At 69.6% G+C, this 22,682-nt stretch carries 27 protein-coding genes; 16 read left to right on the top strand and 11 right to left on the bottom strand.

Annotated features, from left to right (window positions below):
• Positions 1 to 36: 36 nt before the first annotated feature.
• Genes ACFYYJ_RS09305 through ACFYYJ_RS09295 form a run of 3 tightly spaced genes read right to left on the bottom strand, consistent with a single transcriptional unit; the run spans position 37 to position 2,004 of the window.
• Complete coding sequence (locus ACFYYJ_RS09305; RefSeq protein WP_389130304.1) at positions 37 to 1,065, bottom strand: iron-containing redox enzyme family protein; 1,029 nt, start codon at positions 1,063 to 1,065, stop codon at positions 37 to 39.
• Positions 1,062 to 1,334: a CDGSH iron-sulfur domain-containing protein gene (locus ACFYYJ_RS09300; RefSeq protein WP_389130301.1), complete on the bottom strand. Its 273-nt coding sequence runs from the start codon at positions 1,332 to 1,334 to the stop codon at positions 1,062 to 1,064. The genes ACFYYJ_RS09305 and ACFYYJ_RS09300 overlap by 4 nt, the downstream gene beginning before the upstream one ends.
• A complete protein-coding gene (locus ACFYYJ_RS09295) occupies positions 1,318 to 2,004 on the bottom strand; it encodes a HemK2/MTQ2 family protein methyltransferase (RefSeq protein WP_389130298.1) in 687 nt (228 codons plus the stop codon). The genes ACFYYJ_RS09300 and ACFYYJ_RS09295 overlap by 17 nt, the downstream gene beginning before the upstream one ends.
• Before the next feature lie 686 nt (positions 2,005 to 2,690).
• On the opposite strand from ACFYYJ_RS09295, the gene ACFYYJ_RS09290 reads away from it, so the two are divergent.
• From ACFYYJ_RS09290 to ACFYYJ_RS09275, 4 genes are all read left to right on the top strand, one after another.
• Positions 2,691 to 2,846: a DUF6131 family protein gene (locus tag ACFYYJ_RS09290; protein WP_385359591.1), complete on the top strand. Its 156-nt coding sequence runs from the start codon at positions 2,691 to 2,693 to the stop codon at positions 2,844 to 2,846.
• 361 nt (positions 2,847 to 3,207) lie between these two features.
• Positions 3,208 to 3,660 carry an SRPBCC family protein gene (locus tag ACFYYJ_RS09285; RefSeq protein WP_389130295.1) on the top strand — a complete coding sequence of 151 codons (453 nt, stop codon included), beginning with the start codon at positions 3,208 to 3,210 and terminating at the stop codon, positions 3,658 to 3,660.
• A complete protein-coding gene (locus ACFYYJ_RS09280) occupies positions 3,653 to 5,245 on the top strand; it encodes a phytoene desaturase family protein (RefSeq protein WP_389130292.1) in 1,593 nt (530 codons plus the stop codon). Before ACFYYJ_RS09285 ends, ACFYYJ_RS09280 begins: the two co-directional genes overlap by 8 nt.
• 99 nt (positions 5,246 to 5,344) lie before the next feature.
• On the top strand, positions 5,345 to 5,926 hold the full coding sequence (locus ACFYYJ_RS09275) for a DUF2231 domain-containing protein (protein WP_389130289.1): 582 nt from the start codon (positions 5,345 to 5,347) through the stop codon (positions 5,924 to 5,926).
• A 79-nt stretch (positions 5,927 to 6,005) separates the two neighbouring features.
• Here ACFYYJ_RS09275 and ACFYYJ_RS09270 read toward each other — a convergent pair whose 3' ends face one another.
• Positions 6,006 to 6,449, bottom strand: coding sequence for a hypothetical protein (locus ACFYYJ_RS09270; RefSeq protein WP_385359582.1), 444 nt, complete (start codon positions 6,447 to 6,449; stop codon positions 6,006 to 6,008).
• Positions 6,450 to 7,347: 898 nt separating this feature from the next.
• Between ACFYYJ_RS09270 and ACFYYJ_RS09265 the strand changes: the two genes are divergently transcribed.
• Positions 7,348 to 7,671 (top strand): plasmid stabilization protein, encoded by a 324-nt coding sequence (locus ACFYYJ_RS09265; protein ID WP_385359580.1) that lies wholly within the window; start codon positions 7,348 to 7,350, stop codon positions 7,669 to 7,671.
• A gap of 544 nt (positions 7,672 to 8,215) precedes the next feature.
• Positions 8,216 to 8,491, top strand: coding sequence for an isoamylase early set domain-containing protein (locus ACFYYJ_RS09260; RefSeq protein ID WP_389130286.1), 276 nt, complete (start codon positions 8,216 to 8,218; stop codon positions 8,489 to 8,491).
• Between the two features lie 96 nt (positions 8,492 to 8,587).
• On the opposite strand, the gene ACFYYJ_RS09255 is transcribed toward ACFYYJ_RS09260, so the two are convergent.
• Positions 8,588 to 8,857: a DUF6213 family protein gene (locus ACFYYJ_RS09255; protein WP_389130283.1), complete on the bottom strand. Its 270-nt coding sequence runs from the start codon at positions 8,855 to 8,857 to the stop codon at positions 8,588 to 8,590.
• 423 nt (positions 8,858 to 9,280) lie between these two features.
• Here ACFYYJ_RS09255 and ACFYYJ_RS09250 point away from each other — a divergent pair, with 423 nt between their 5' ends.
• The gene (locus ACFYYJ_RS09250; RefSeq protein WP_389130280.1) at positions 9,281 to 9,610 is read left to right on the top strand and encodes a hypothetical protein; all 330 of its coding nucleotides are present in this window, start codon (positions 9,281 to 9,283) and stop codon (positions 9,608 to 9,610) included.
• A 25-nt stretch (positions 9,611 to 9,635) separates the two neighbouring features.
• Here ACFYYJ_RS09250 and ACFYYJ_RS09245 read toward each other — a convergent pair whose 3' ends face one another.
• Complete coding sequence (locus ACFYYJ_RS09245) at positions 9,636 to 9,953, bottom strand: hypothetical protein (protein WP_389130277.1); 318 nt, start codon at positions 9,951 to 9,953, stop codon at positions 9,636 to 9,638.
• Positions 9,954 to 10,144: 191 nt separating this feature from the next.
• Between ACFYYJ_RS09245 and ACFYYJ_RS09240 the strand changes: the two genes are divergently transcribed.
• The 4 genes from ACFYYJ_RS09240 to ACFYYJ_RS09225 all read left to right on the top strand — a co-directional run bounded on the left by ACFYYJ_RS09240 (position 10,145) and on the right by ACFYYJ_RS09225 (position 13,028).
• Positions 10,145 to 10,318 (top strand): CsbD family protein, encoded by a 174-nt coding sequence (locus ACFYYJ_RS09240; protein ID WP_384731616.1) that lies wholly within the window; start codon positions 10,145 to 10,147, stop codon positions 10,316 to 10,318.
• A 712-nt stretch (positions 10,319 to 11,030) separates the two neighbouring features.
• The gene (locus tag ACFYYJ_RS09235; RefSeq protein ID WP_389130273.1) at positions 11,031 to 11,591 is read left to right on the top strand and encodes a hemerythrin domain-containing protein; all 561 of its coding nucleotides are present in this window, start codon (positions 11,031 to 11,033) and stop codon (positions 11,589 to 11,591) included.
• Between the two features lie 209 nt (positions 11,592 to 11,800).
• Positions 11,801 to 12,328, top strand: coding sequence for a hypothetical protein (locus ACFYYJ_RS09230; protein WP_389130270.1), 528 nt, complete (start codon positions 11,801 to 11,803; stop codon positions 12,326 to 12,328).
• Between the two features lie 292 nt (positions 12,329 to 12,620).
• Positions 12,621 to 13,028, top strand: a complete 408-nt coding sequence (locus ACFYYJ_RS09225) for a hemerythrin domain-containing protein (protein ID WP_389130267.1) — start codon at positions 12,621 to 12,623, stop codon at positions 13,026 to 13,028.
• Between the two features lie 554 nt (positions 13,029 to 13,582).
• Here ACFYYJ_RS09225 and ACFYYJ_RS09220 read toward each other — a convergent pair.
• Positions 13,583 to 14,893 (bottom strand): geranylgeranyl reductase family protein, encoded by a 1,311-nt coding sequence (locus ACFYYJ_RS09220; RefSeq protein WP_389130517.1) that lies wholly within the window; start codon positions 14,891 to 14,893, stop codon positions 13,583 to 13,585.
• Between the two features lie 229 nt (positions 14,894 to 15,122).
• On the opposite strand from ACFYYJ_RS09220, the gene ACFYYJ_RS09215 reads away from it, so the two are divergent.
• Together ACFYYJ_RS09215 and ACFYYJ_RS09210 are read left to right on the top strand one after the other, a co-directional pair.
• Positions 15,123 to 15,296, top strand: a complete 174-nt coding sequence (locus ACFYYJ_RS09215) for a hypothetical protein (RefSeq protein WP_389130265.1) — start codon at positions 15,123 to 15,125, stop codon at positions 15,294 to 15,296.
• 297 nt (positions 15,297 to 15,593) lie between these two features.
• Complete coding sequence (locus tag ACFYYJ_RS09210; protein WP_385359560.1) at positions 15,594 to 15,857, top strand: GlsB/YeaQ/YmgE family stress response membrane protein; 264 nt, start codon at positions 15,594 to 15,596, stop codon at positions 15,855 to 15,857.
• Positions 15,858 to 16,130: 273 nt separating this feature from the next.
• On the opposite strand, the gene ACFYYJ_RS09205 is transcribed toward ACFYYJ_RS09210, so the two are convergent.
• Positions 16,131 to 16,946, bottom strand: a complete 816-nt coding sequence (locus ACFYYJ_RS09205) for a DUF1206 domain-containing protein (RefSeq protein WP_389130262.1) — start codon at positions 16,944 to 16,946, stop codon at positions 16,131 to 16,133.
• 666 nt (positions 16,947 to 17,612) lie between these two features.
• Here ACFYYJ_RS09205 and ACFYYJ_RS09200 point away from each other — a divergent pair.
• Together ACFYYJ_RS09200 and ACFYYJ_RS09195 are read left to right on the top strand one after the other, a co-directional pair.
• Positions 17,613 to 18,437, top strand: coding sequence for a PP2C family protein-serine/threonine phosphatase (locus ACFYYJ_RS09200; protein ID WP_389130260.1), 825 nt, complete (start codon positions 17,613 to 17,615; stop codon positions 18,435 to 18,437).
• A 356-nt stretch (positions 18,438 to 18,793) separates the two neighbouring features.
• Positions 18,794 to 19,216 (top strand): CBS domain-containing protein, encoded by a 423-nt coding sequence (locus ACFYYJ_RS09195; protein WP_389130256.1) that lies wholly within the window; start codon positions 18,794 to 18,796, stop codon positions 19,214 to 19,216.
• Between the two features lie 305 nt (positions 19,217 to 19,521).
• Here ACFYYJ_RS09195 and ACFYYJ_RS09190 read toward each other — a convergent pair whose 3' ends face one another.
• On the bottom strand, positions 19,522 to 19,746 hold the full coding sequence (locus tag ACFYYJ_RS09190; RefSeq protein ID WP_389130253.1) for a hypothetical protein: 225 nt from the start codon (positions 19,744 to 19,746) through the stop codon (positions 19,522 to 19,524).
• 137 nt (positions 19,747 to 19,883) lie between these two features.
• On the opposite strand from ACFYYJ_RS09190, the gene ACFYYJ_RS09185 reads away from it, so the two are divergent.
• Positions 19,884 to 20,117: a hypothetical protein gene (locus ACFYYJ_RS09185; protein WP_389130250.1), complete on the top strand. Its 234-nt coding sequence runs from the start codon at positions 19,884 to 19,886 to the stop codon at positions 20,115 to 20,117.
• A gap of 81 nt (positions 20,118 to 20,198) precedes the next feature.
• Here the strand turns inward: ACFYYJ_RS09185 and ACFYYJ_RS09180 are convergent, their stop codons facing one another.
• Both ACFYYJ_RS09180 and ACFYYJ_RS09175 read right to left on the bottom strand, forming a co-directional pair.
• Complete coding sequence (locus tag ACFYYJ_RS09180; protein WP_389130247.1) at positions 20,199 to 21,440, bottom strand: branched-chain amino acid ABC transporter substrate-binding protein; 1,242 nt, start codon at positions 21,438 to 21,440, stop codon at positions 20,199 to 20,201.
• Positions 21,373 to 22,599, bottom strand: coding sequence for a serine/threonine-protein kinase (locus ACFYYJ_RS09175; RefSeq protein WP_389130244.1), 1,227 nt, complete (start codon positions 22,597 to 22,599; stop codon positions 21,373 to 21,375). The genes ACFYYJ_RS09180 and ACFYYJ_RS09175 overlap by 68 nt, the downstream gene beginning before the upstream one ends.
• Positions 22,600 to 22,682: the final 83 nt, after the last annotated feature.

Raw genomic sequence — 22,682 nt, 5'->3', positions numbered from 1 at the left:
GGCCTGAAACGGCACGCAGCCTTACTCACCCACCCGTCACGCTTCGGACAAGGGTGTGCGCAGCGCGGTGTGCCCTTGGCCCCAGGCTCCGCGGATGTGGGCTGCGAGGCGGTCCTCGAGCAGCACGGTCGCCTCGCAGCCGAACGCGACGTCCGCCTCCAGGGCGGGCTCGTCGGCGAGGAGGCCGCCGATGACCTCGTGGCGTACGACCTGCTCGTGGACGGCGTCGGCCTCCACGTGCTCGGCGTAGAAGTGTTCGGCGGCCGGACCGGCGGCGCAGCGCCGCATGGCCTTGGCCATACGGCGGGAGCCGGGCGACGAGGTGACCTCGACGTACGCGAAGTGCCCTACGAGCGCGCCGCGCAGGGCCCGGTGGAGCCCGAAGAAGGACATCAGGTTCACCGTGGCGAGCAAGGGCGCCGGGGCCCGGTCGAGGTAGCGGCCGTACGTCGGATCCAGTGCAAGGTCGGCCATGAGGTCGGCGAAGAGCTTCGCGTGTATGGAGTCTGCGCGTCCGGCGCCGAACTCGTCGTACTCGACGGCGACCATGGCGGCCTTGGCACGGCCGGTGAGCCGGGGGATGACCCAGGCGTGCGGGTCCGCCTCCTTGAGGTGGTACAGGGAGCGCAGGGCCGCGTACTCGCGCAACTGCCACAGCTCTCCCTCGGTTTCCAGGTAGTGGCTGAGACTGCCGGAAAGGTCGACGGGCTCGACGAGGAGCGGGGCGAACGCGGCCTCGACCGATCGGGGTGCGCCGCACAGCTCGGCCCGCAGGGCGTGAAGGAAGCGCTCTTCCAGGGTCCGCCGCAGCCGCAGCAGGTCCGGATCCCATTCACGTTCCTCGTCAACGCCGTCGAAGCCGCGGTAGTGCAGCTCGTACAGCAGGTAGAGCGCAAGCTGGAGGTCTTCTCCCCATGTGTCGGCCTTCAGGACCGAAGCCGCGCCGTACTCCGGCGGGCCGCTGGACCGCAGGGCATTCACCACCGCGGCGGACAGCTCGCCCCGCCCCTCGACGAGGCGGGGGCCGGCATCGGTCGCCGTCGTGCTCGGTCCGGGAGGGGTCATCGCGGCTTCCTGTCCTCGGGTGGCGAGACGGTGCTCTCGCGGCGGCGGTGGCTGGTGTCGCACCAGGGGTACGTCCGACTGCGGCGGCAGGTGCACACCGCCACCATGAAGCGGTCGGACCGGACGACCACGCCGTCGTCCAAGGCGATCTCGACCGGGCCCTCGACCACGACAGGGCCCTGCGGATCGACGAACACCCGGCGTGCGGGAGCGGTGGCGTGTGCCGGGTCCGGCGCGTCGGCAACCGCCCGGTCAGAGGTGTCGGGCACGGATGATCACCAGTTCTTCCCATTGCTCGGCTCGGCCAGCCAGGCCCTGGCGCTCCAACCAGGCCCGCCGCGAGCGCAGTACGGGGCCCCACGGTATGGAGGCCGTTGCCGTGACCTCGGCAGCCAGTTGCACTCTGTTCAGCCGGTCAACGGTCTCCTCGGCCCCGCACATCGCCGAATGCACCATCAGCAAAGTGCCACCGGGGCGCAGCAGAGCCGGGGCGGCCGAGCAGATCCGGTCGATGACCGTGCGCCCGTCGGGACCGGCGTCCCAGGCGCGTTCCGGCCCGTGTGAAGGCAGTCGGTCCTGTGGGGCGGGGACGTACGGCGGATTGGCGAGGACCAGGTCGAAGCGGCGCCGGGCCGCACGCGCCGCGAAGTCACCGTGCAGCACCCGCAGGGGAAGCCGCCGGCACAAGGCGTTGAGGCGTGCCGTGACTACCGCCGGCCAGGAAACGTCGACCGCCGTGACGTGCGCGCCGCGGCCCGCGGCATGCAGGGCCAGGGCGCCCGTGCCCGTGCCGATCTCCAGCACGTCGGTTTGGGGCCCCAGGTCCTCATGGTCCAGCGCCGCCGCGAGGAGTCGGGTGTCCGCCTGCGGCCGGTAGACCCCCGGCAAGGCGATCAGGCCCGCAGGCAGCGCGCTCCCAGCCACAGCCGAACACGGCATGGCGTACCTCCTTGACCGACCCAGCACGTCCTCCATGACGAATTACAAACCGACAATTGCTGAGACTTTGCGCCTGCCCTCCCATTGCCCAACATCCGGAAGTCCGCAGACTTAGGAGGAACAGACGAAAATCCAATCCCGGCGCATGGTGCGTTTCCTTGCTGAAAAATTCCGGTTGATCACACACGGCAACAAGGGTCAGCGTGCGACCGGTCTTGCGGCAGCGGCCTCAGCCGTCCTCCGCGTCTGCCCGTCCGGAGTCGTCCGGGCGAATCTGCTCTTCACGGCCAATACCGGGGCGCTGGCGCTTGGCACGGTGGCCCCCAGCACCCGCATCGGTTTCCACCCTGCCCGAAAGCCGGACCTCGGCCTCGTCCGCATGACGCCGGACCCCACGACCTCCGCTCGCGCCCACAGCCTCAGCCGGGGACATCCACGGGTAGCGTCTGGACCTCTCTCGGCCTGCCATCATGCCTCCCAAGTCGATGCTGTCCCCAACCGCCTACCCCGCCTCATCGCCCCCACGTCTCCCGACTCGTGAGCGCCCTCGCCTACGGAGTCGGTCGGTACCTGCTAACCAGAGCGGGCCGCGCGCACCGGACAGGACTCTCCGGCATGCACGGCACGCCGACGGTGACGAACGCGCCTAGGCTGGAAGAAGCGTCACAGTGAAATCGGAGGACCTCATGATCGTCCTCGGCATAATTCTGCTTGTCATCGGTTTCGTCACGGGACTCAGCATCCTGTGGACCATCGGCGTCATCCTCGTCATTATCGGAGTCATTCTCTGGATCCTCGGCGCCGTCGGACACTCTGTCGGCGGACGCAAGCACTACTGGTAACAAGTCGCCCACCACGGGTGGTGGCCTCTGCGCGCCCAAATGAAAGGCGGGAGGCGAATTCATGGCCACGCAGTCGAAGTCATCCCAACCCAGGCACGGCGAGCATCCCAGCCCACACAGGGACACCGAACAGCACGGTTGGTCTCCCGATGTCGACGAGCGCGGCGCCGGATAGCCCCGCATCCGCACCATTTCAGCGCATCCGCCTGGTCGCCAAGTCAGGTGGACAAAGGTGCACCGACGGCGCCGCTAGGCCATCAGACCCCACGGCAGTCGTACCCGGAAGCCCCGCCTGAGCCACCCCTCCGGCGCATCCTGGGGCTGCCCCCGCTCTCTCCGCCCCGGCAGAAGGACTTGTCCCATGGCTGTCCGACACCAGTTGGTCCGGCGTCCTCCTCAGGCGGTGTGGGCGGTGCTCGCGGATCCGGAAGCGTACGGAGAGTGGGTGGTGGGGCCCTCCGAGTCCACGCCCCTCGACGGCGCCTGGCCCGCGGTCGGCGCGCGGCTCCGCTACACCGTCCGCCTGGGCCCCTGGTCGCTCGACGGCATCACCACCGTCCGGCACAGCGAGCCGGGCAGGGAGCTGGAACTGGAGGCCTCCTTCAAGTCCCTCGGCACGGCGCGGATCTTCCTCCAGCTCCGGCCGTGGGGCGAGGAGACTCTCGTCGTCTGCGACGAGCACCCCCTGCGCGGCATCGGCGGCACCCTCCACAACCCCGCCACCGAAGCACTGCTCCAGCTCCGCCACCGCGGCATGCTGCCCCGCCTGGCCCAGGTGGTCGAACAGCGACACGGCGAGGTGCGCCATGCCTGACGCGGTCGTGATCGGCGCGGGCCCCAACGGGCTGGTGGCCGCGAACCTGTTGGCGGACGCCGGCTGGAGCGTGGAGGTCCTGGAGGCGCAGGAGGAGCCCGGTGGGGCGGTGCGCAGCGACCGCGGTGTCCATCCGGACTACGTCTCGGACCTCTTCAGCGCCTTCTACCCGCTCGCCGCCGCCTCTCCGGTCCTCGCCCGCCTCGATCTCGCCACCGAGGGCCTGCGATGGAGCCACGCCCCGCGCGTGCTGGCACACCCCCTGTTGGACGGCCGATGCGCGGTGCTCGAACGCCGGGTCGAGGAGACCGCGGCCGGGCTGGAGACGTTCGCGCCGGCCGATGGCGATGCCTGGCGGGCCATGTACGAGGCCTGGAGGTGGGTCGGCCCCGACCTCGTCCAGGCCCTCTTCACTCCTTTCCCCCCGGTCCGCGCCGGCCTCCGCCTCGCCGCGAAGCTCCGCGCCGCACGCGGACTCCGACTGGCCCGGAACCTCGCCCTGCCTGTGCGCCGCCTGGGCGAGGAGGAGTTCGAGGGCGCGGGCGGCCGACTGCTGCTGGCCGGCAACGCCCTGCACGCCGACCTCTCCCCCGAGGCCGCCGGCAGCGGCGGGTTCGGCTGGATGATGTCGATGCTCGGCCAGAGCCACGGCTTCCCGGTCCCCATCGGAGGGGCCGACGCCCTGACCGCGGCGCTCGTCAGCCGCCTCCAGCGCCGCGGAGGCGTGGTGCGCTGCGGGGAGCGGGTCACGACCGTCACCGTACGCGGCGGCCGGGCCGTGGCGGTCAGGACCGCTGGCGGAGAAAAGGTCCGCGCACGCCGGGCCGTGCTCGCCGATACATCGGCGACGACGCTGTACCGGGACCTCGTCGGGCAGGATCACCTCCCGTCCCGCCTCCTGCGGGACCTGGAACGCTTCCAGTGGGACTTCGCGACCTTCAAGGTCGACTGGGCCCTGACCGGCCCGGTGCCGTGGACGGCACCGCAGGCCTCCGGGGCCGGCACCGTGCACGTCGCCGACGGCATCGACGGCCTGACCCGATTCGCCTCACAGGTCGCCATGGGCCACGTCCCCGACGAACCCTTCGCCCTCTTCGGACAGATGACCACGGCGGACCCCAGCCGCTCTCCGGCCGGCACCGAGTCCGCTTGGGCCTACACCCATCTCCCCCAGCGCATCACCTCCGACGCAGGCCCCGACGGCATCACCGGCCGCTGGGACGCCCGCGAACAGGAAACGATGGCGGACCGCATCGAAGCACAAGTCGAACGGTTCGCGCCCGGCTTCCGTGCTCTGATCGGCGCCCGCCGCATCCTGGCCCCGACCACCCTCCAGGCCATGGACGAGAACCTCCACAATGGCGCCATCAACAACGGCACCACCGCCCTCCACCAACAGGCGGTCTTCCGCCCCACCCCCGGCACCGGCCGCCCGGAGACACCGGTCAAAGGCCTCTACCTCGCCTCCGCTGCCGCCCACCCGGGCGGCGGGGTCCACGGGGCACCCGGCGCGAACGCCGCCCGGGCGGCACTCCGGGCCCGGGGCCTGCACGCCCTCCTCCACCGCACAGCCAAGCCGACCTGAAGGCTGCGGCCCGAGAGGCTCCTCCATTGGTGGGCGCATCGTTCGGGTGCACTCGAGGCCGGGGCGGGATGGCCGCGAAGCGGCGGGTAGGCGTCGTATATGAACTCACGCACCCTCGACGCATCTCCCCCGGCTGGCCGGGCCGCACCATTCGACACCGCCTCGGCGTGCTGGCTGAGGAGCCTGGACCGGCTCGAGCGGACAACGGTGGCCGATCCGGCCATCAGGCTGCTGCAGCGGGGAATCGGTTCGCTCCCCCTCGGCGGTGCGCGTGATCTGCTGCACGGCAGGCCTCTGGGGCACCCCTTTCACCCCGTGCTCGTGCAGGTGCCTGTTGGATGCTGGCTGTCGGTCTTGGTAATCGATTTCCTACCCGGGGCACGGAACGCGTCTACCGCCCTGACCGCCGTCGGACTGGCCGGCGTCGCCCCGGCAGCGGTGGCAGGTTGGGTGGACTGGGCGGACCTGCCGCCCGAGCAGGCCCGGGTCGGCCTGGCCCACGCTGTCTCCAACGTGGCGGCAGTGGCCTGCTACACCGCGTCCCTGACGGCACGGCTCCGCGGCCGCTCGACCAAGGGACGACTGTGGGCCCTGGGTGGGTTGGCTGCCGTAGCCGTCAGCGGTGCGCTGGGCGGGCACGTGGCCTACCGACAGGCCGTTGGGGCGAACCCCGCTGCATGAGGAAGCCCCGCCATGCCTGCTCCGTTCCCTCTGATGTTCCGGTGGGCCTCTCCCGCGCCTCCGCGAGCCGGGTCTTCCTTCAGGGAGAGGGGGGCAATGCGGTGTGGTCAGGATGGTGGAGCGTTCGGCGCGTCGTTTTGAGGCGGGCCTCCAGGAGGTGGTCCCGTCCGCCGGCCACCTCGTCGACGATGTCGCGTTCCACCGCGGCGAAGGGCTGGTAGTAGGTGGCGTTGTAGGCCTCGATGATCTGGAACGTCCAGTGCCCCGGGATGACGTTGCGGCCCACGATCTCGCGCTCGACTCGGGCGGCGTGCTCCTCGTGGCCCGCCTCCCGCAGGAGTCGCACCGCGTCGCCGAGCTCGAAGTCCGCGGTTCCGGTCAGCTGGTGGAACCCGTAGAGGTGCCCACGGGCCCGCTCCGTGGTTTCCAGCGCCTTCGAAAGCGCGCCCAGAGCGCGAACGGTCTTCTCGTCGACCCCGTCGGGGACCTGGTATGCCGGATCCATCTCGTGATTGCTGTCCATGGAGAATGTCCTGCCCGGAGAACGCTTCGCCGAGTGGCTGGTTGGGCCGAACAGCGCAAGGGTCCTCCCAGGATGCAATCCGTCGAAGCACCGTCGCGGAATGCACGGTGACCAACACGCTCGGGGCCACGTTGTAGAGCCGCTCGTCATACACGGCGTCGAACGGCCCCTCAGCGCCGGGACCACGAGTGCCAGGTCCACCGCGTCCTGCGAACGGAAAGCACAGCACCAAGCCCGCCTTGAAACCGGAGTCTGCAAGCCGGCGGCCGGCCCGGGTGCCTCGGCCCGTCCGCGCTCACCCAAATGACGATCGAAGTCGTCGATCGGCCGGCCCCTCGGTACGGACTTTGCGTTGCTCACCGGCACCAGTCGGCACCCGCCTCGACAGTGGAGAGGCGACGTCCACGGGCTCCGCAGGACTCATCACCCGACGGACAACAGACCCAATCCGCGAGAGTGGTTCGACCGCCTCATAGATGTCGCGTGCCCGGTCCTCCAGGTCCGGAACGGCAAGCGCTCGTATGCATTGCAGTCGCGGAAGCGGGCAGGTGCTGGACCGCCCCGTCAGCGACGTGCGGAGGACGACCATGAGCAAGACCAGGCTCGCCTCCCGGCCGATCTGAATGGTGCGGCGCCGCTTGCGGGCTGATCGTCGCAGCCCTGCAGGCGCTCTTCGCAGCGGTCAAGGCTGCCGTGGACCGTGATAGGGCGAGTGCCCGGCTCCTGACGAGTACCCGGTCCGTGCAGGGGCCGGTACACCGGGCCTTGGCACACACCGGCGTTGGCACGGGTCCCAATCGGGGTCGACGAATGCGTCCCGACCCATGTCGGATTTTCCGGTCCGCAGTCATGGCGACGGTGATCGGGGGTAGGCGACCGGCGAACGAACGGAGATGTCATGCCACGTGGATCCTCCCCGAAGCGGGAACGTCAGTACGAACACATCAAGGAGTCCGCCGAGCGGCGCGGCGAGTCGCAGGAGCGCGCCAAGGAGATCGCCGCCCGTACCGTCAACAAGGAACGCGCCCAGGCCGGGGAGTCCAAGACCGCTAGCCGGTCGTCCATCGAGGACATGCCCGCGTCGAAGCGTGGCGGCCGGCGCTCTCACAGCGGCTCGCAAGGCCCCACGAAGGACCAGCTGTACAACGAGGCCAGGCAGCGCAACATCAAGGGGCGCTCGCAGATGGACAAAGCCGAGCTGAAGCGCGCTCTGGGCCACTGACGACAACCGCCCACGATCATGCGGCACTTCCGGTTGGTTGTGGGATTTCCCAGCCGCCCTGCCGGCTGGGCGCGCGCGGGCCTGGCCGACCGCTGATGGCAACCGCCGATCCGGACGAAGGCCACCTTGATGAAGGCGCGCAGTCAGCCGACCTGACCCTCACGCCCAGGGGGACTCGTCCGCCGAAACATGGTGCGTGGCGCCACACGAGATCGCGACTACGCCCGCGCCGCTGCGCGGTGAGAGTGATCCCGCCGCCAGGCTTCGCGAGCACCGGCCCGCGAAGGCTCATCACCTGCAGCGGGACGAACCAGGTGTCACCGTGGCCGACCAGCACCGCAGCCTTCGGATCTCGGCAGTCAGCCGGCCTGTCCGGCGCTTGTTGGAGCCGACCGGCCCTGCTTCCCTGCTCGCTGAACACGCGTAGCCAGACGGCCTTCGGGGTTGCGCCGAGTAGCCGGTGGCCGTGTCGGGCGGGCGGACTGGCGGGCCCAAGAGCAGGATGGTCGCGCTCCCCCATCCCTTCCCAGCAGGAGAGGCCACCGTGCTCGAACGCAAGCAGCGCAAGGACCGGACCGAGATCACCTTCGTCCTCCCAACGGACACCCCTCCCGGGCCGGTCAGCGTCGTCGGTGACTTCAACGACTGGAACCCGCACGCCCACCCGCTCACACCCCGGGAAGACGACGCACGGGCGGTCACCGTTGCCCTGCCCAGAAAGACCAGCCATCTTTTCCGCTACCTCGCAGCCGGCGACTACTGGTTCAACGACGAGTCCGCCGACGGACAGGACGGCCCCAACAGCCGCCTGTACACCTGACCCCGGGCCGGACAAGCACATGCGCCGCCTGCGAGGCAGGTATGCGCGGGGCGGCGCGCGGTGGAAGTCAGCCGGCCGGAGAAGGGTCCCGCTCCCTCAGCCTGGCCGCGAACCGCCTCCGGGACCTCGCCTCCCGACCTCAACCCGCACCGGCATCAGCCCGATGCACTCGACGTCGATCTGATCGGCCAGCTCGCACAGCACAGCGGCCAGCGCATGCATGGTCCTCGGATCGAGGTCCGTGCTATCCCCCGTCTCCGCCTGCAGCCACCCGACCGCGACACGCCTCAGCAGATCGGTGACCCCGTCGGCGGGGATCAACAGGGGGCCACCCGAGGTGGAGACCAGCGGTATCGAAGTACTCATCGTGAAGTCACCTCATCCGACTGCACACGGGTTTCTCTGGCGTACGGCCCTCCTGCTTCAGTCCGAAGCCGCTGTGTCCGGCTTCGGCGCTGGTGCCGGCGCGGGCCCGGACACCGGATTCGGCACCGCCGGGTCGACAGGGAACGGCACATAGAAGGCGGAGGGGTGCGGATCCGTGAGGCTCCGGGGGAACGGGTTCGACGGCCAGGTCACCTGACATGACCATGTGCCTGACCCTGGCCGTCTCCGCCCCAGAGAGCGGATACCCGGTTCGAGGCCCGGCACGCCCTCTTCTCACTCGCGTGCCCGTCCGCGTCGTGGGACCGCCCCTCCACGCCACTGCGAGCCGAGGCATCCGGCCTGCGCGGGCACGTGGAGGTCGATGCGTGCACACTGGCAGAACGAGATGACCAGGGAGGCCGAATGTGCTGGGCATCATGGACCACCCGCGGCGTCTTCGCCGGACGGGATGGTGTCGAGACCGGAGAAGCGGGCCCCGCACTGACCGGTGAGCTCGACGTACACACCACCTGGACCGAGGCCGACTGTCTGGCGCACGTCACGGTGCAGTACAGCGGCGCGTCCGACTGGCTCCCGCTCGCGGGAAGCCCCGTAGCGTGCCCCAGCTCGGACGCGAGCCGCGGCCTGCACGACGAAGTCATCCAGTCCATACGCGCCGGAGTGTCGTTCCCTCTGGGCGCCAACACGGCCTTGGCCGACGCCGCCGCCAGGAAGCAGCCACGTACCCCCTGACCGGGTCATGGCCGGTACCAGGTCGTCACTCTGAGTCGTCTCGCGCCAGGCGGAGGGCCAGTTCCTGGAGGATCAGCTGGGTATCGGGATCGAAGCCTGTCGCGTCGTATGCGTCTGCGACAGCGTCGAAAGCGGCGATGAAACCGCTCACCAGGGCGCTCAGTGGGGCTGCCAGCTGGTCCAGGACGGCGCCGCCCACCTCTTCTGCGGAAGCGTCGGCCGGGACCGAGAACTGCTCGGGAATCGTCTCCCCGAGCAGTTCGGAGACAAGGCCTTCCTCGACTCCCCCGCGCAGAGCGGTCAGCGCGGCAATGGCCTTGAGCTTGATCTCGTTCTCGGTCATGGCACGACCCTACGAGCGGAGCCGGCCGCCTTGACGCACGGGACTCGCGCGGCGGTCCTGGTGAGGGCTCTGGCGGCCTCCGCCTCCCCTTACACAAGATCTTCCCTAATATTGCGTTTTTGTCGCCATTGCGGGTAAAGGCTTGATTGGCGCCGCTACGCCACACTGAGCGGCGCTTGGAGGTGAGAGTCATGAGCGCGGGCAAGAAGGCCAAGAACGTTGCGAAGACGACCAAGGGCAAAGTGAAGGAAACCACGGGGAAGGCCGTCGGCAACGAGAGCCTGGAGATGAAGGGGCGGCGCGAGCAGATGGCAGGTGACGCCAAGCAGGCCGCTCAGAAGGCGAAGGACGCGCTGAAGGGCTAGCCCCCTGAGCGGTGCGGAGGCGGTATGCGAGAGAGCCGGCGGGAGGAGTGCTCCCGGCGGCTTTCGCCTGTGGGAGCGACATCCGCGACCCCACCAGTCCTCCAGCGGCCGAACGCGGCGCCACGGTGGTTCCGGCGAAGGCGGTGTCACGCATTGCGGTCCGCGCCACGCAGGAGGCTCTGCCGCAACAAGGGCGAAGACCGCTGCCGTCAAGAGGAACGCCATCGCCAAAGCGAAACAGGCCACCTCGCAGGTCCGGGAGAGGGCCGCCCAGGCGAGTGAGCCGGCGAAGAGCAAGACGCCCGAGCCCCTCATGCCCACAACAGCGGCCCAGACCGCTGCACACGTTCGCGACGCGCGGGGGGCCGGGCATCTCGCAGCCGACATGACTCCCGCCACCGTTCGTGACAAGGCTGCACACGCGGCAGGATCCAAGTGAACCCCTCTACTTTCGGCTGGGTCGCCCTCCCGGTCTTCGCCCTGGTCGGGCGTCGTAGCCGACGGAACCGCTGCAACGCGTAGCGGGTCACATCCGTGGTCACCAGCGTCATCAGCCGCGGGCCGGGAGCCATTCGGACCGGCAACGCTCTCCGATCGGGTGGGGGTGCTTCGTCAGGCGCTCGTGTACTGCCCGCGCAGGGGATCCCTCATTGCCAGGCGGGATGCACCCCGGTCCTGGGTCCTGACAGAACCAGTGAGAGGCGGATGAGTGATGGGACATGGCGGGAACATGCTCGAGGAACTGATGGCGGACCACCGAGAGGTCGAGGAGATGTTCGCCCGGATCCAGGCCATGACCGTGCAGGGGCAGCAACTGCGTGACCTGGTCGACGACGTCACCATCGAGCTGGTGCGGCACTCGGTCGCCGAGGAGCAGTACCTGTACCCGGCGGTCCGCAAATACATTGAGGGCGGCGACCGGCTGGCGGACAAGGAGCTCGAGGACCACGGCCGGGTGGAGAAGATCCTCAAGCGGCTGGAGAAGATGAGCACCGACGATGCGCAGATGAGCCCTGTGCTGCAGCAGCTCATGGACGAGGTCGCCGCCCACGTTGAGGACGAGGAGAACAACCTCTTCCCGATGCTGCGGCGTGCCTGCTCCGCCGAGACACTTCGTGAGCTAGGCGACAAGACGAGGCGGGCCAAGGCCATGGCGCCGACACGCCCTCACCCCTCGGCGCCCACCACCCCGCCGGCGAACAAACTCCTCGCGCCCGGTGTCGGTCTGGTGGACCGGGCCCGCGACTTCGTCACCGGCCGCGGAAAGTCCTGACCGGTCCGGCAACCGGTCAGGGTGCGTGGGGTGGCCGCGCGTCATGCCGCCCCACGCGCCCTGGTCGGGCGGCGTGACGCAGGTCATGTCTCAGCACGCGTCAACGGCCTAGACTGGTCGGTCACGAGCGGGGCAGCGCGGCTCCGTACAGAACAGTTCACCCCCGGCCAGCCGATCCCGGGTGAGCTCGCCCGCAAGGACGATCGCCCGTGCCCGCCGACCTAACTGCGCTCATAGCCGCCTCCGCCCGTTGGCTCCAGGCGGCCTACCCAGCTCCGACGGGTGCGCTCAGTCGCGCGCTGGCCGAGGCCCAGGCCCGGCAGGCCGTCGCGCTCGCGGCATCCCTCTGCTACCCGACCAGCATGGACATCCAGCTGCTGCACCTGCTCGCCCCCAGCGGATCTCACCGGCTGGACTGGCTCACCGGATGCGAGCCGCACCCCGACGACCCCGACACCGCCTGGCGGACCTGGGTCGACGAAACCGTGGTCAGCTGGGCAGCCTGCCTTCTGGCAGACCCCGCCCTGGCCGCACGCGCCCACCAGGCCCTGGCCACGACCGAGCACCATTCCGACGCCGGCAGCCTGCAGCGCCTGACGCACCCGAGTGTCCTCGACAGCGAAGCCGCTGCCCTGCTGCGGCACCCCGACCTTCTCGAAAGCATCGCCGTGCTGCACCGGTCCCAGCTCCTGGAGCGGCTGAACCTTCATGGCGCCGGATTGCCCGGACGCCCCTGAAAGACAGAACACAGCCCAGCAAACCGGCGCCCTACCTATGCGGGTCAGTGCAGGCCGCTACCGCGCCCGCGCAGGAACGCGCGGACCTTCCGCGACGAGTAACCCTCGTCGCCCACCAGCTACACCGCCGCGTCCGGAGCACCCCCGCAAGCGCCGTCGGCATCGTGGGGCCGAGGAGGAGGTAGAACGGCAGGTCAGCAGCGCCTGCGGAGAGGCTGGGGCACGGTCCACGGCATATTCGAGGGTTTGGCGGGCAGGGTGCCGGAGGGGGTTGGACCGCAGAGGAGTCACCATGTCCACTGACGCCATTGTGATGCTCAGGGACGATCACAAGAAGATACGGAAGCTGATCCACACCTACCGTGCCGACAGTGAGCAGGTGCTGAGCAGCGCCGGGGACGGGCCACAGGAAACGGTCACCCCGGGCGAGATCGTGAGAGAGCTGCTGCATGAACTGACCGTCCACACGTTCGTCGAGGATGAGGTGATGTACCCCCAGGTGCGCCAACTCGTTCCGGAAACCGGATCCTTGGTGTTGGAGTTCCACGAGGAACACCATGTGGCGAATGTGCTGGCTGCCGAACTGGAGCGCATGAAGCAGGACGACGAGGTCCTTCGATGCCAAGGCCCGGGTCCTGATGGATGCCGTAGAACGGCACATGGATGTCGAAGAGAAGGAATGGTTCCCCCAGGTGCGTGAGGCGCTGGGCCGCAAGGCTCTTCAGTCCATCGGTTCACGCATGGCCGAAGTCCGGAAGCTTGCTCCCCAGCGCCCGCACAAGCCCCTGCTGCGAAAGCTCGCCGACGCCATGGCTTCCTAGCGCTCGGAGTCGACTCGACGGACGCCATCGTCGAGCCTCCGTGTGGGTCGCCACTGTTTCTGTCTTTCTCTTGGCTGTCCATCACAGCCGGCCTGGCAGGAGACACTCGTGAAGGCCTTGAGACGGCGCATGCGCAGGAGGAAAAGGCGTCGGGCTCTCGCCCGTTGGACGCCTCGCTCCATCATCCGCCGGATGTTCGTACGCATGACGAAGTGGGGCGTGCGAGCGACGATGTGGGGGATGCGACTGGCGCTCCGGCGTTTGTTGCGCGGCGCCTTGCGCAGTGCGCCGTGGGTCTGATGCACGGGCTCGCCGCGATGAAGCGGAATTGTCCGCCTGGCTCCTGCCCCCCGAGCATCCAGGCCGCCCACAGCGTTGGTCATGTGACCCCCGGTCTCACGAGCGATTCCTGCAGCCGGACTTCGCGATGGGTTCAGCGCCGCGAGGGCGGCACGAGGCGCAGCAATGTGTGCAGGACCGCGTCGATCCTGTCGTGGGCCGGTTCCTCGGCGACATGGGTGAGTAGGCGGGTCAAAGCACGCAACAGTGCCGGCGAGGCCATGACGCGAGGGTGGAGGAACGGTCGGAAGCCATGCCGGGCGAAGACGAGATCACCTGCAAGATTGCCCAGACGGTAGTAGCGCCCCCAGCGGCGGTGGATCTCAGCCGGGTACTGCTGCAGCGCGTGTTCCCGCCGTGGCCCGGCCGGCCGGGCCACGGCCAGGGCGATGGTCTCTGCAGCCACCTCCGCGGCTTCCATGGCCTGGGCGATGCCCTCGCCGCTCCACGGGCTGACCATGCCCCCACTGTCTCCGACCAGCAGGAAACCTCGACGGTACTGCGGGCGCCGATTGAACCCCATCGGCAGCGGAGCACTGTGCAGGGGCGAGGCGGCGTTCTCCTCCTTGATTCCCCACTCTGCGGGCAGGCGGGGAAGCCAATGCGCCAGGACTGCCCGCAGGTCCACCGGCCGCCGCTGGGGCAGTGCGCCCAGCCCTACATTGACCCGCCCGTCCCCGAGCGGGAACACCCAGCCGTATCCGGGCAAGTCCTGCCCAGTACCCGGGTAGCGCAGATCCGCCCACAGCTCCAGATACGGGTCGCAGGTGCGCACCGCGCTGCGGTAGTAGCGGCGGGCAGCAGCCGCGACCGGCCGGCTGGCGTCCCGTACGAGTCCCAGGGCCACCGCAGTCCGCGCAGAGGCGCCGTCGGCCGCGACGACGAGCGGCGCCCGGTAGCGAATCGGCTCCCGGTCCGGCCCGCGGAAAGCAGTCACCCCCGTGATGCATCCAGCCTGGTCGACCAACGGGGCCGACACCTTCACGTGCGTGTGCAGGCGCGCTCCGGCGGCCTGGGCGTGCGCCACGAGCAGCTGGTCGAAGTCGTGCCGACTGCGAGTGAGCCCGAAGTCGGGAAGACTTCCCAGGGGCGGCCAATCCAGCTCCACCTGGTTGCCCTCACACACCCACCGAATCCCGCGATTGCGCATCCAGCCCGCCGCGCTGATGTCGACGCCCATCCGTACCAACTGGGCCACAGCGCGCGGTGTCAGTCCGTCGCCGCACACCTTCTCCCGGGGGAAGCCGGACTTCTCCAGCAGCAGCACGTCCAACCCGGCCCGCGCCAGGTGCACGGCGGTGGCGGAACCTGCCGGCCCTGCGCCCACCACGATGACTTGCGCCTCCTCGTCACCCCCACCCTCCGGCGCCGGAGAGCTGCTGTCCGGTGGGGCGTACCCATCCAATGCGCCATCACGCTCGGTGCTCACTCCGTCACTATGCCGCCATCGTGAACGCCCAACCGCGAAACAGGGCCAATCGGCCCCTGCCGAGGCACTCTCCCCAGCGGTGCCGCCAACGCACGGTTCCTCTGGCTGAGGCGGCGCGCCAATCCGGCCGAACGGACGTGAAGCCCGAGCCTATGACTGTTTCCCCCGGCCTCGGGTAGAGGCGTGAATGTATGGAAGGTGCGACATGAGTTCCAGCGAGAAAATCAAGGCCAAGTCGGAGCAGGTGATCGGGAAGGTCGTACGGAAAGCCGCGCACGCCATCGGAAAGGAAGACATCGCGGCCAAGGGCGCTGCTTTGGAGGCCCGCGGCAAGGGCCGGGGCGCGAAGGAGAAGGGCAAGGACGCATTCAAGCTCTGACCCCACGGAGGCCGGTTCGACGCCCGGGCGGGCATTCCGCACGCGCCACGACCGATTGGTCACCGAACTCGTTCGGGGCGCGTATCAGATCCTGGCAGCGACCTCCCCGTTGGCTGCTCCAGCTCGGGGAGATGGCGACGTTCTGGGTTGCCCCTGGCCTGCTCCTCCTGGCTGGCTGCATGGCATCAGGCGAGCAGCCGCCTGGAGATGTTGAGAGCACTCGCCCGCCTTGACGTTCGAATGTGCGGCAGGCGGGCAGACGGAATTGCACGCTGCATGTGCGGGAAGAGGCACGTCATGGGCATCATCGGATGGATTTTGATGGGACTGATCGCAGGAATCATCGCGAAGCTCCTGATGCCGGGCAAGGACCCTGGAGGCTGCATCGTTACGCCACTCATCGGTATCGCCGGCGGACTTCTGGGCGGTTGGCTCGGGAAGGTCATTTTCGGAGTCGACTCCATAGATGGCTTCTTCGAGCTCTCCACGTGGATCGCCGCTATTGTCGGCTCTCTCATCCTCCTGGGCGTCTGGCGGCTTGTAACCCACGCCAAGGATTGAACCCGTCGGCGTGCTTCTCAGTCTCTGGCAGTCTCTGGCCCGACGGACAGGCACTCCGCGCGACCAGACGCCGACCCATACCGACTGGCCTGGATAGGGCTGCGGTCTGCCTGTGCCCTCTTGTTTCGTCGCATGGACATCAGCCAGCGCAAGCCGCCGAAGCCCGCCGACCGCTCTGGCGCGGACGCACGCGAGCACGGATACAGGCACAGGCATGGTGGTCGGTGGTTCAACGACGAGCGCCTGCGGACCGGCGGACCTAAGGACTTATCCTCACACCTGTTGCCAGGCAGCCAAGGCCCACGAGAACACACCGAACAGCAGCAGGCCGGTTGCGACGACGACCAGCAGCCACGGGCCGACGGGGGTCTGAGCGAAGGAGCGGAGCGTGTCATCCAGGCCCTTGGCCTTTCCCGGGTCGTACGACACGGCCGCATACACGAGGATTCCGCCGGCGGCCGTGAACACGGCGCCGAGTGCGATGCCGCCGATGACGCCCAGCGCCTCCACGCCTTGGCGCACGCGCTCGGGCAGGTGACCGATGTCCATCTCCTCTCGGAAGGTGAGCCGGGTGGCGGACACGAAGATCACGATGCCGCCGATGGCGATGCCGATGCCCGCCAGCGCCACAAGCCATTGGCCCGCCGGGACGCCCAGCGCTTGGGCCGTCACGTCCCGCGACTGCTCGTCGCTGGAGCGCCCGCCACCCTTGCCGGCAGCGAAGGACAGCACCGAGAAGGCCGCCACCACGTAGAAGACAGCGCGTACTGCGGACGCTCCACGCTTGGTGAGCTTCCGTCCGTGAGGTCCGGCTGCGCCGAAGATGGCTTCCGAGAGCCGCCACAGCGCCATCGCCACCAGGCCGATGCCGACGACCCACACGAGCACCCGCCCGTAGGGATGGCTCGCGAGCTCGCTGAGCGCCCCCGTGCGGTCGGCCTCCTTCTCGGTGTCCCCGAAAGCGACCTGAAGGGCCAGCAGGCCCACCAGCACGTACAGCACCCCGCGCGTGGCCAGCCCACATTTGGCGGCCACCGCCACTGCCGCGTGAGTGCCGCGCGCCCCCCTTCCGTCGATGGACGCCTCCATGCCTCACCCGTCCTCAAGGTCTCCCACGCCGCGCCTGCCCGCTCTCGCCCGCGCCATGCGAGCTCGCGCGGCGCCCGTCAATCGTCGTCCAACAGTTGAAAGCGCAGTTCACGAGGCGCGAAACGTGCGTCCGGGCAGGCCGGTCTTCGGACCGGTTTCCGCCTGGGTCATCTCCTGGCAGGAGCGCCGTTGGAGGACCCTCCAGGACCGCTCGTCAAAGTCCGGCCGACAGGCCGGCGCCTACCAGCCTTTGACGGCCCCCACAGCGACATCGGTGTCGCCGCGGGTCCCGGCGAGGCTGCGCGCGGAGCCCGCTGCCGAGAGGTCTGAGAGTCGCCGGCGACGTAGTCGTGTAGGGCGTCGAGGGACGGGGCCGAGTACCCGCTGACCATCAATAGGCCCAGACGGACCTCGTTCTCGGTGATGCGCACGTACGCAGCCAGCTCCGCATGGGTGGGGGCGTGTTCCAGGAGGGGCCGCGACGGCTGGCACTTGGTCGGCTAAGGCCCCTTCCTCCACGAGGTCGAGGCGCCCGGCCGCCCCTGGCAGCAGTGCCCAGTCACGCACCCACCCTCACACGACACCGATGGATGGAATCCAAAGGCTGGATCTCGGTCGGCGCGGGATGGTCCGTGGTGGTGTACCACGAGCGTACTGAGACACGAGGTGAGTATCACCGAGCGTGCCACGCTGACCGCAGCCTCCGGATACATCGCGCAAGCGGTCGAGCGCGCCCAGTATCTGGACGAACGGATCTCCGTTGCCCGGGAGCTCCAAGAGGCCATGCTTACCGATCTCCCCCTGGCCAACAGCATCGAGATCAGCGCCCTCTACCAACCGGCCGCGAACGACAACATGATCGGCGGAGACTGGTACGACGCCTACCATGTGCCGCTCTCCTCACCCGGCACGGACCCTTCACTGATGATCACCGTGGGTGACATCACCGGACACGACATGCACGCCGCCACCGTGATGGGCCAGGTCCGAAGCATGCTGCGGCAGGCCACCCTCGACCATCCCCCGTACAGCCCCGCCACCGCTGTGACCGCCCTCGACGCGGCCTGCGCCGTCCTGCCGATCGAAGCCGGCGGCACTTTGGTCCACGCCCGCCTCGATCCCACCCCGCCCGGCACTCCTTGGACCTTCACCTCGTGCAACGCGGGCCACCCACCACCGCTCGTACGCTCCCCCGACGGTCAGGTGACCCTCCTGGAAGAGCACGACGTCCTCTTCCACCAGGCCCTGGAGAACTCACCTCGCACCGAGCAGCAGTACGAACTACCTCCTGGCTCGGCCTTGCTGCTCTACACCGACGGCCTCATCGAGCGGCCCGGCCACGACATCGACTCCGCCATCACACAGCTCGCAGGCCTGCCGGCCCGCCACGGAAGCGGCCGGCTGCCCGGACTGCTCCGCCGGATCAGCAACCGGATGGCCCACCCACCGCCCGAAGACGACGTCGTCCTGCTGGCACTGCGCGTTCCCTGACCTCTGCGTCGATGGCCCACCGCGCTTGACCATCAGATCCCGCCCAACCCGTCACACGTCGGGCAACGGAGTAGGCAGAGCCTCCAGGGCGGGCTCCTCTGCCCCAGGCCGTGCGGGTCCGCCTCTCAGAGACCGCCGTCCCACTGCTCGGGCCAGACGAGCGAGGCCTGTTCCTTCTTGGCCTTCATCTTCTGTTCGCCGGACACGTGTCGCTCCTGTCCTCGGAATCGGTCTTTCGCAGCGTCTGATCCGTTCCCGACGCCCCAAACGTCGCGGGCCGCGACTATCAGTAAGGCGTACCGCTCACGGAGGTGGGCAGGCGCCCTACAGGAGCCCTTTCGGCAGCGGGAGGCGTCATGACCCGACAAGTCCACGAGGTGATGACCGAGAGGCCGGTGACCGTCGAGAAGGTGACCTCGCTCGCAGAAGCGGCCAGGGTCATGCGGGACGCCGGCATCGGGGACGTCCTGGTCGTCGACGAGGGCCGACTGCGCGGCATCCTGACCGATCGGGACCTCGTGATACGTGCCATGGCCGAGAACCGCGACCCAGCCGAGACGACGGTGCAGGCGGTCTGCAGTACCGAACCGATCACCGTCGATCCGGAGGCCGGCGTCGACCAGGCCGCCGACCTCATGCGCCGGCACAAGCTGAGGCGGTTGCCCGTACAGAACGACGACGGTGAACTCGTTGGTGTCGTCACTCTGGGCGACCTCGCCGTCGAACGGGATCCCGGCTGGGCCCTCGCGGCCATCGCGGCCGCCGAACCCGACACCTGAGAGCCGCCGCATCCTCCGTCTTCCGCGCCACTGATGGCCGTCTGCCCCCATGGTCCACATCTCGCATGAGAGAAGCGCGTGGCACGGAAGTCCGAGAGCATCGATATCCGATCAGCGGACCGCCTGCAACCCGTCAGTCGGGGGGGCTCCGGGGTAGCACCGGATCCGGTCGCTCCGGTACAGGGCTGGGTCTCTCGGTGTCAGGCTCCGTCGTCCATTCCACGCTGCTCACGGGGCGGCCGGTCGGTGGGATGGGTGAGCCGGGCGGTGTGGGCAGATGGGCATCTGCCGTAGAGAACCAGCACTCACTGGTTCGGTGCTGGTTCGGTGCTGGTTCTTCTGCGTCCAAGGACGGGAAAGTACAGGTCATAGCGGTGATCGGATGAGTCGTCGTACGACTCCCCGTAGCGGGCCAGCCGGCTCCAGGGCAGGTTGATGCCCGCGGAGCCGTAGGTGCGTACCCGGGCGACGGTGCCCAGATCGAGGACGTCGACGAGGATCTCCTCGCCGGGGCCGGCCTGCTGGCGCACCGTGCCCTCCGGGTCGACGATGGTGCCATGGGCCGGGCGACACGCTGACCCGACTGCTCTTCGAGTACTGGCCCCGCTGCCTGCGCGACGCCAAGGCCGCTGCCCTGGAAAGCGCCCTGACGGAACGTCAGATCGCCGTGTACCAGGGCATCCTCGTCCTGGGACAGATCCAGGGGCACTTCGCGTTGCAGGACCCGCCCCGGCTGCCGGCCTCCGGCTTCGTCGCCATGGAGGACGGCTACCAGATGCAAGTCCTCGCGGGTCGCCGCTCCCGCGCCGAAGTGATCACCGCCCTTCAGGCCTACGCGCGAGCCGTCACGGGCCACGACCTGACCGGCCCCGCCCGAGACGGCTCGGCCTCGACCTCCTGACGTCGTCCGCCACGGACACGGCGAACGCCCCTACCGCAGGCGCGCCCAGCGACGGCAGCAGCGGTAGGGCCGGTGGAAGGCTCAGGGGGCGGCCGGTCCGCTCGTGACGGTCGTCCAGTTCCCGCCGTTCACCGCGTACACCGTCAGTCGACGGTTGACCGTGTCGCCGCTCCCGTCGAAGGCGACGCGGCCGGTGACGCCGTCGAAGCCCAGCCGTGCCACGGCCGGCGGCAGCTTCGTCCGGGCGTCGACGGGGAGGGTGCCGCCATTGGCCGTCACGACCGCCTTCACCGCCTCGATGAGGGACCAGGTCGCGTCGTACGCGTACGGCCCGTACCAGCCGGCCGCTTCCGGATACCCCGCCTTCCCGTACCGGGCGAGGAAGTCCCGCCCCGCCGTCGATTCCTCGGCGGCCACGCCGATGTTGGTCGCGAGGTCGCCTTCGGCCGTCGGGTTCGTCGCCAGGTACTGCTGGTCGAAGATGCCGTCGCCGCCCATGAGGGGGACGTTCGCCCCGGACCGCTTCAGCTGCACGGACAGGGGCGCCGCGGTGTCGTAGTAGCCGCCGAAGTAGACGGCGTCGGCTCCCGAGGACCGCACTCGTTCGGCGAGGCCCGCGAAGTCCCGTTCCGCGGGATGGACCTGCTCCGTGCCGACGACGGTCCCGCCGAGCTTCGTGAACCGGGCCGTGAATCCGGCGGTGAGGGCGGTGCCGTGGGCGCTCGTGTCGTCCACCACGTAGACCTTGGTCTTCTTCGCCTCGTCGTGCAGGTGGCGGGCGGCGAACGGCCCCTGGTCGACGTCCGTGGCGACGGTGCGGAAGTAGGTCGGGTAGGGACGCGCCGTGGTGCCCTTGGCCCAGTCGCGGCCCAGCGTCAGCACGGGGTCGGTGTTCCCCGGTGACACGACGGCCATGTTCGCCTGCGCGAGCGGCGGCACCAGGGTCCTGGCGACGACGGAGTTGAGCGGGCCGACCACCCCCAGCACCTTCCCGTCGGAGACGAACCGGCCCGCGTTGGAGGCGCCCTTCGCGGCGTCGGCCCCGTCGTCCAGGGCTCTGATCTCGAAGGTCACCCCTGGGACGTGCTTGGTTTCGTTGGCCGTCCTGGCCGCCAGCTCGGCCGAGTTCCTCATGCCGACGCCCATGGAGGACAGTCCGCCGCTGAGCGGTGCGTCCACCCCGATCACCACGGTGGTGGAGGAGGCCGCAGACCCGCTGCCGGCCGCCGCGCCCCCACCGCGCGGGGCGTCCTCGTCATGGCTGAGGGTCCAGGTCAGGACGGAGCCGGTGGCGAGCGTGGCCAGCACCGCGGCCAGGAGCACGGAGCGCCGGGGAAGGCGCGCCCGCCGGGGCGACTCCGGCGCGCCGGGGTCCAGGACCGTCGGGGTCCGCGGTGCAGGCGTCGTCGAGGGCGGCTCGACCGGTGTCGTCGGAGCGTCGGGGGGGCCCCCCCGGGGGCCCCCCCCCCCCCCGGGGGCCCCCCGGGGGGGGGCGGGGGCGGGGGGGCGCGGGGGGGGCCCGGCGGGGGGGGGGGGGCGGGGGGGCCCCCCCGGGGGGCCCCCCCCCCGGTACCGGGGTCGCCCTCGGGTCGGGAGCGTTCGGAGAGGCCGGCTCGGGTCGGTGGCCCCGCCCGGCGGCCGCGCGGGGGTCGGGCGCGGAGGACCGCAGTACGGCTGCCAGCATCTCGGCCGCTTCGCCGGCGCTCACGCGCTGCTCCGGGTCCTTGGTGAGGAGCGCGTCCAACACGGGTGCGAGCGGGCCGGCGTGGAGTGCCGGCCGGTGCGGGCGGGTGAAGACGGCCACGGCGAGGGCGTGGAGACCGTCGGCGTCGAACGGCGGGTGTCCCTCGACGGCGTGGTACAGGGTCGCACCGAGTGCCCACAGGTCGTTGGCGGGGGTTGGGCGCTTGCCCTCCAGCTGCTCCGGGGGCATGTAGTGCGGTGTGCCGATGACGGTCCCGCTGTGGCTCAGCTTGGTCGTGGCGTCCGCCAGGTGGGCGATGCCGAAGTCCGTGAGGACGACACGGTCCTTGGTCAGGAGCACGTTGTCCGGTTTGATGTCGCGGTGGACGATCCGGGCCCTGTGCGCCTCGGCCAGCGCGTCGAGCACGGCGGCGCCGATCTCGGCCACCCGCCGCACGGGCAGCCGCCCGCCGCTGCGGATCGTGGCGGCGAGGGACTGGCCGCGGACCAGCTCCATCACGATGACGGGCGCGCCGTCGTGCTCCACGACGTCGTGGATGGTGATGATCCCGGGGTGGCTGAGAGTGACCGCCGCGCGAGCTTCGCCGATGAACCGCCGGAGCAGCGCGGCGCGGTCGTCGTCTTCCATGCCCGGCGGGAAGAGGATCTCCTTGACCGCGATCTCACGTCCGAAGAGGTGCTGGTCGAGGGCGCGCCAGACCCGGCCCATACCGCCTTGGCCGATGCGTTCGACCAGCTGGTAGCGGCCGGCGATGAGTGCGGGATTCTGCTCGATCACGCGCACACTCTAGGTGCTGCTGGGCCGATCAGGTGACGGAAATGTGGCTTGATCACACCCATCGGGAATCTGCCGGGGCCGCC

The organism is Streptomyces sp. NPDC002467, from assembly GCF_042889825.1.
Taxonomy (GTDB): domain Bacteria; phylum Actinomycetota; class Actinomycetes; order Streptomycetales; family Streptomycetaceae; genus Streptomyces.
Note: the sequence above shows the minus strand (reverse complement) of the source record. Positions and strands in the feature narration are given on the sequence as shown.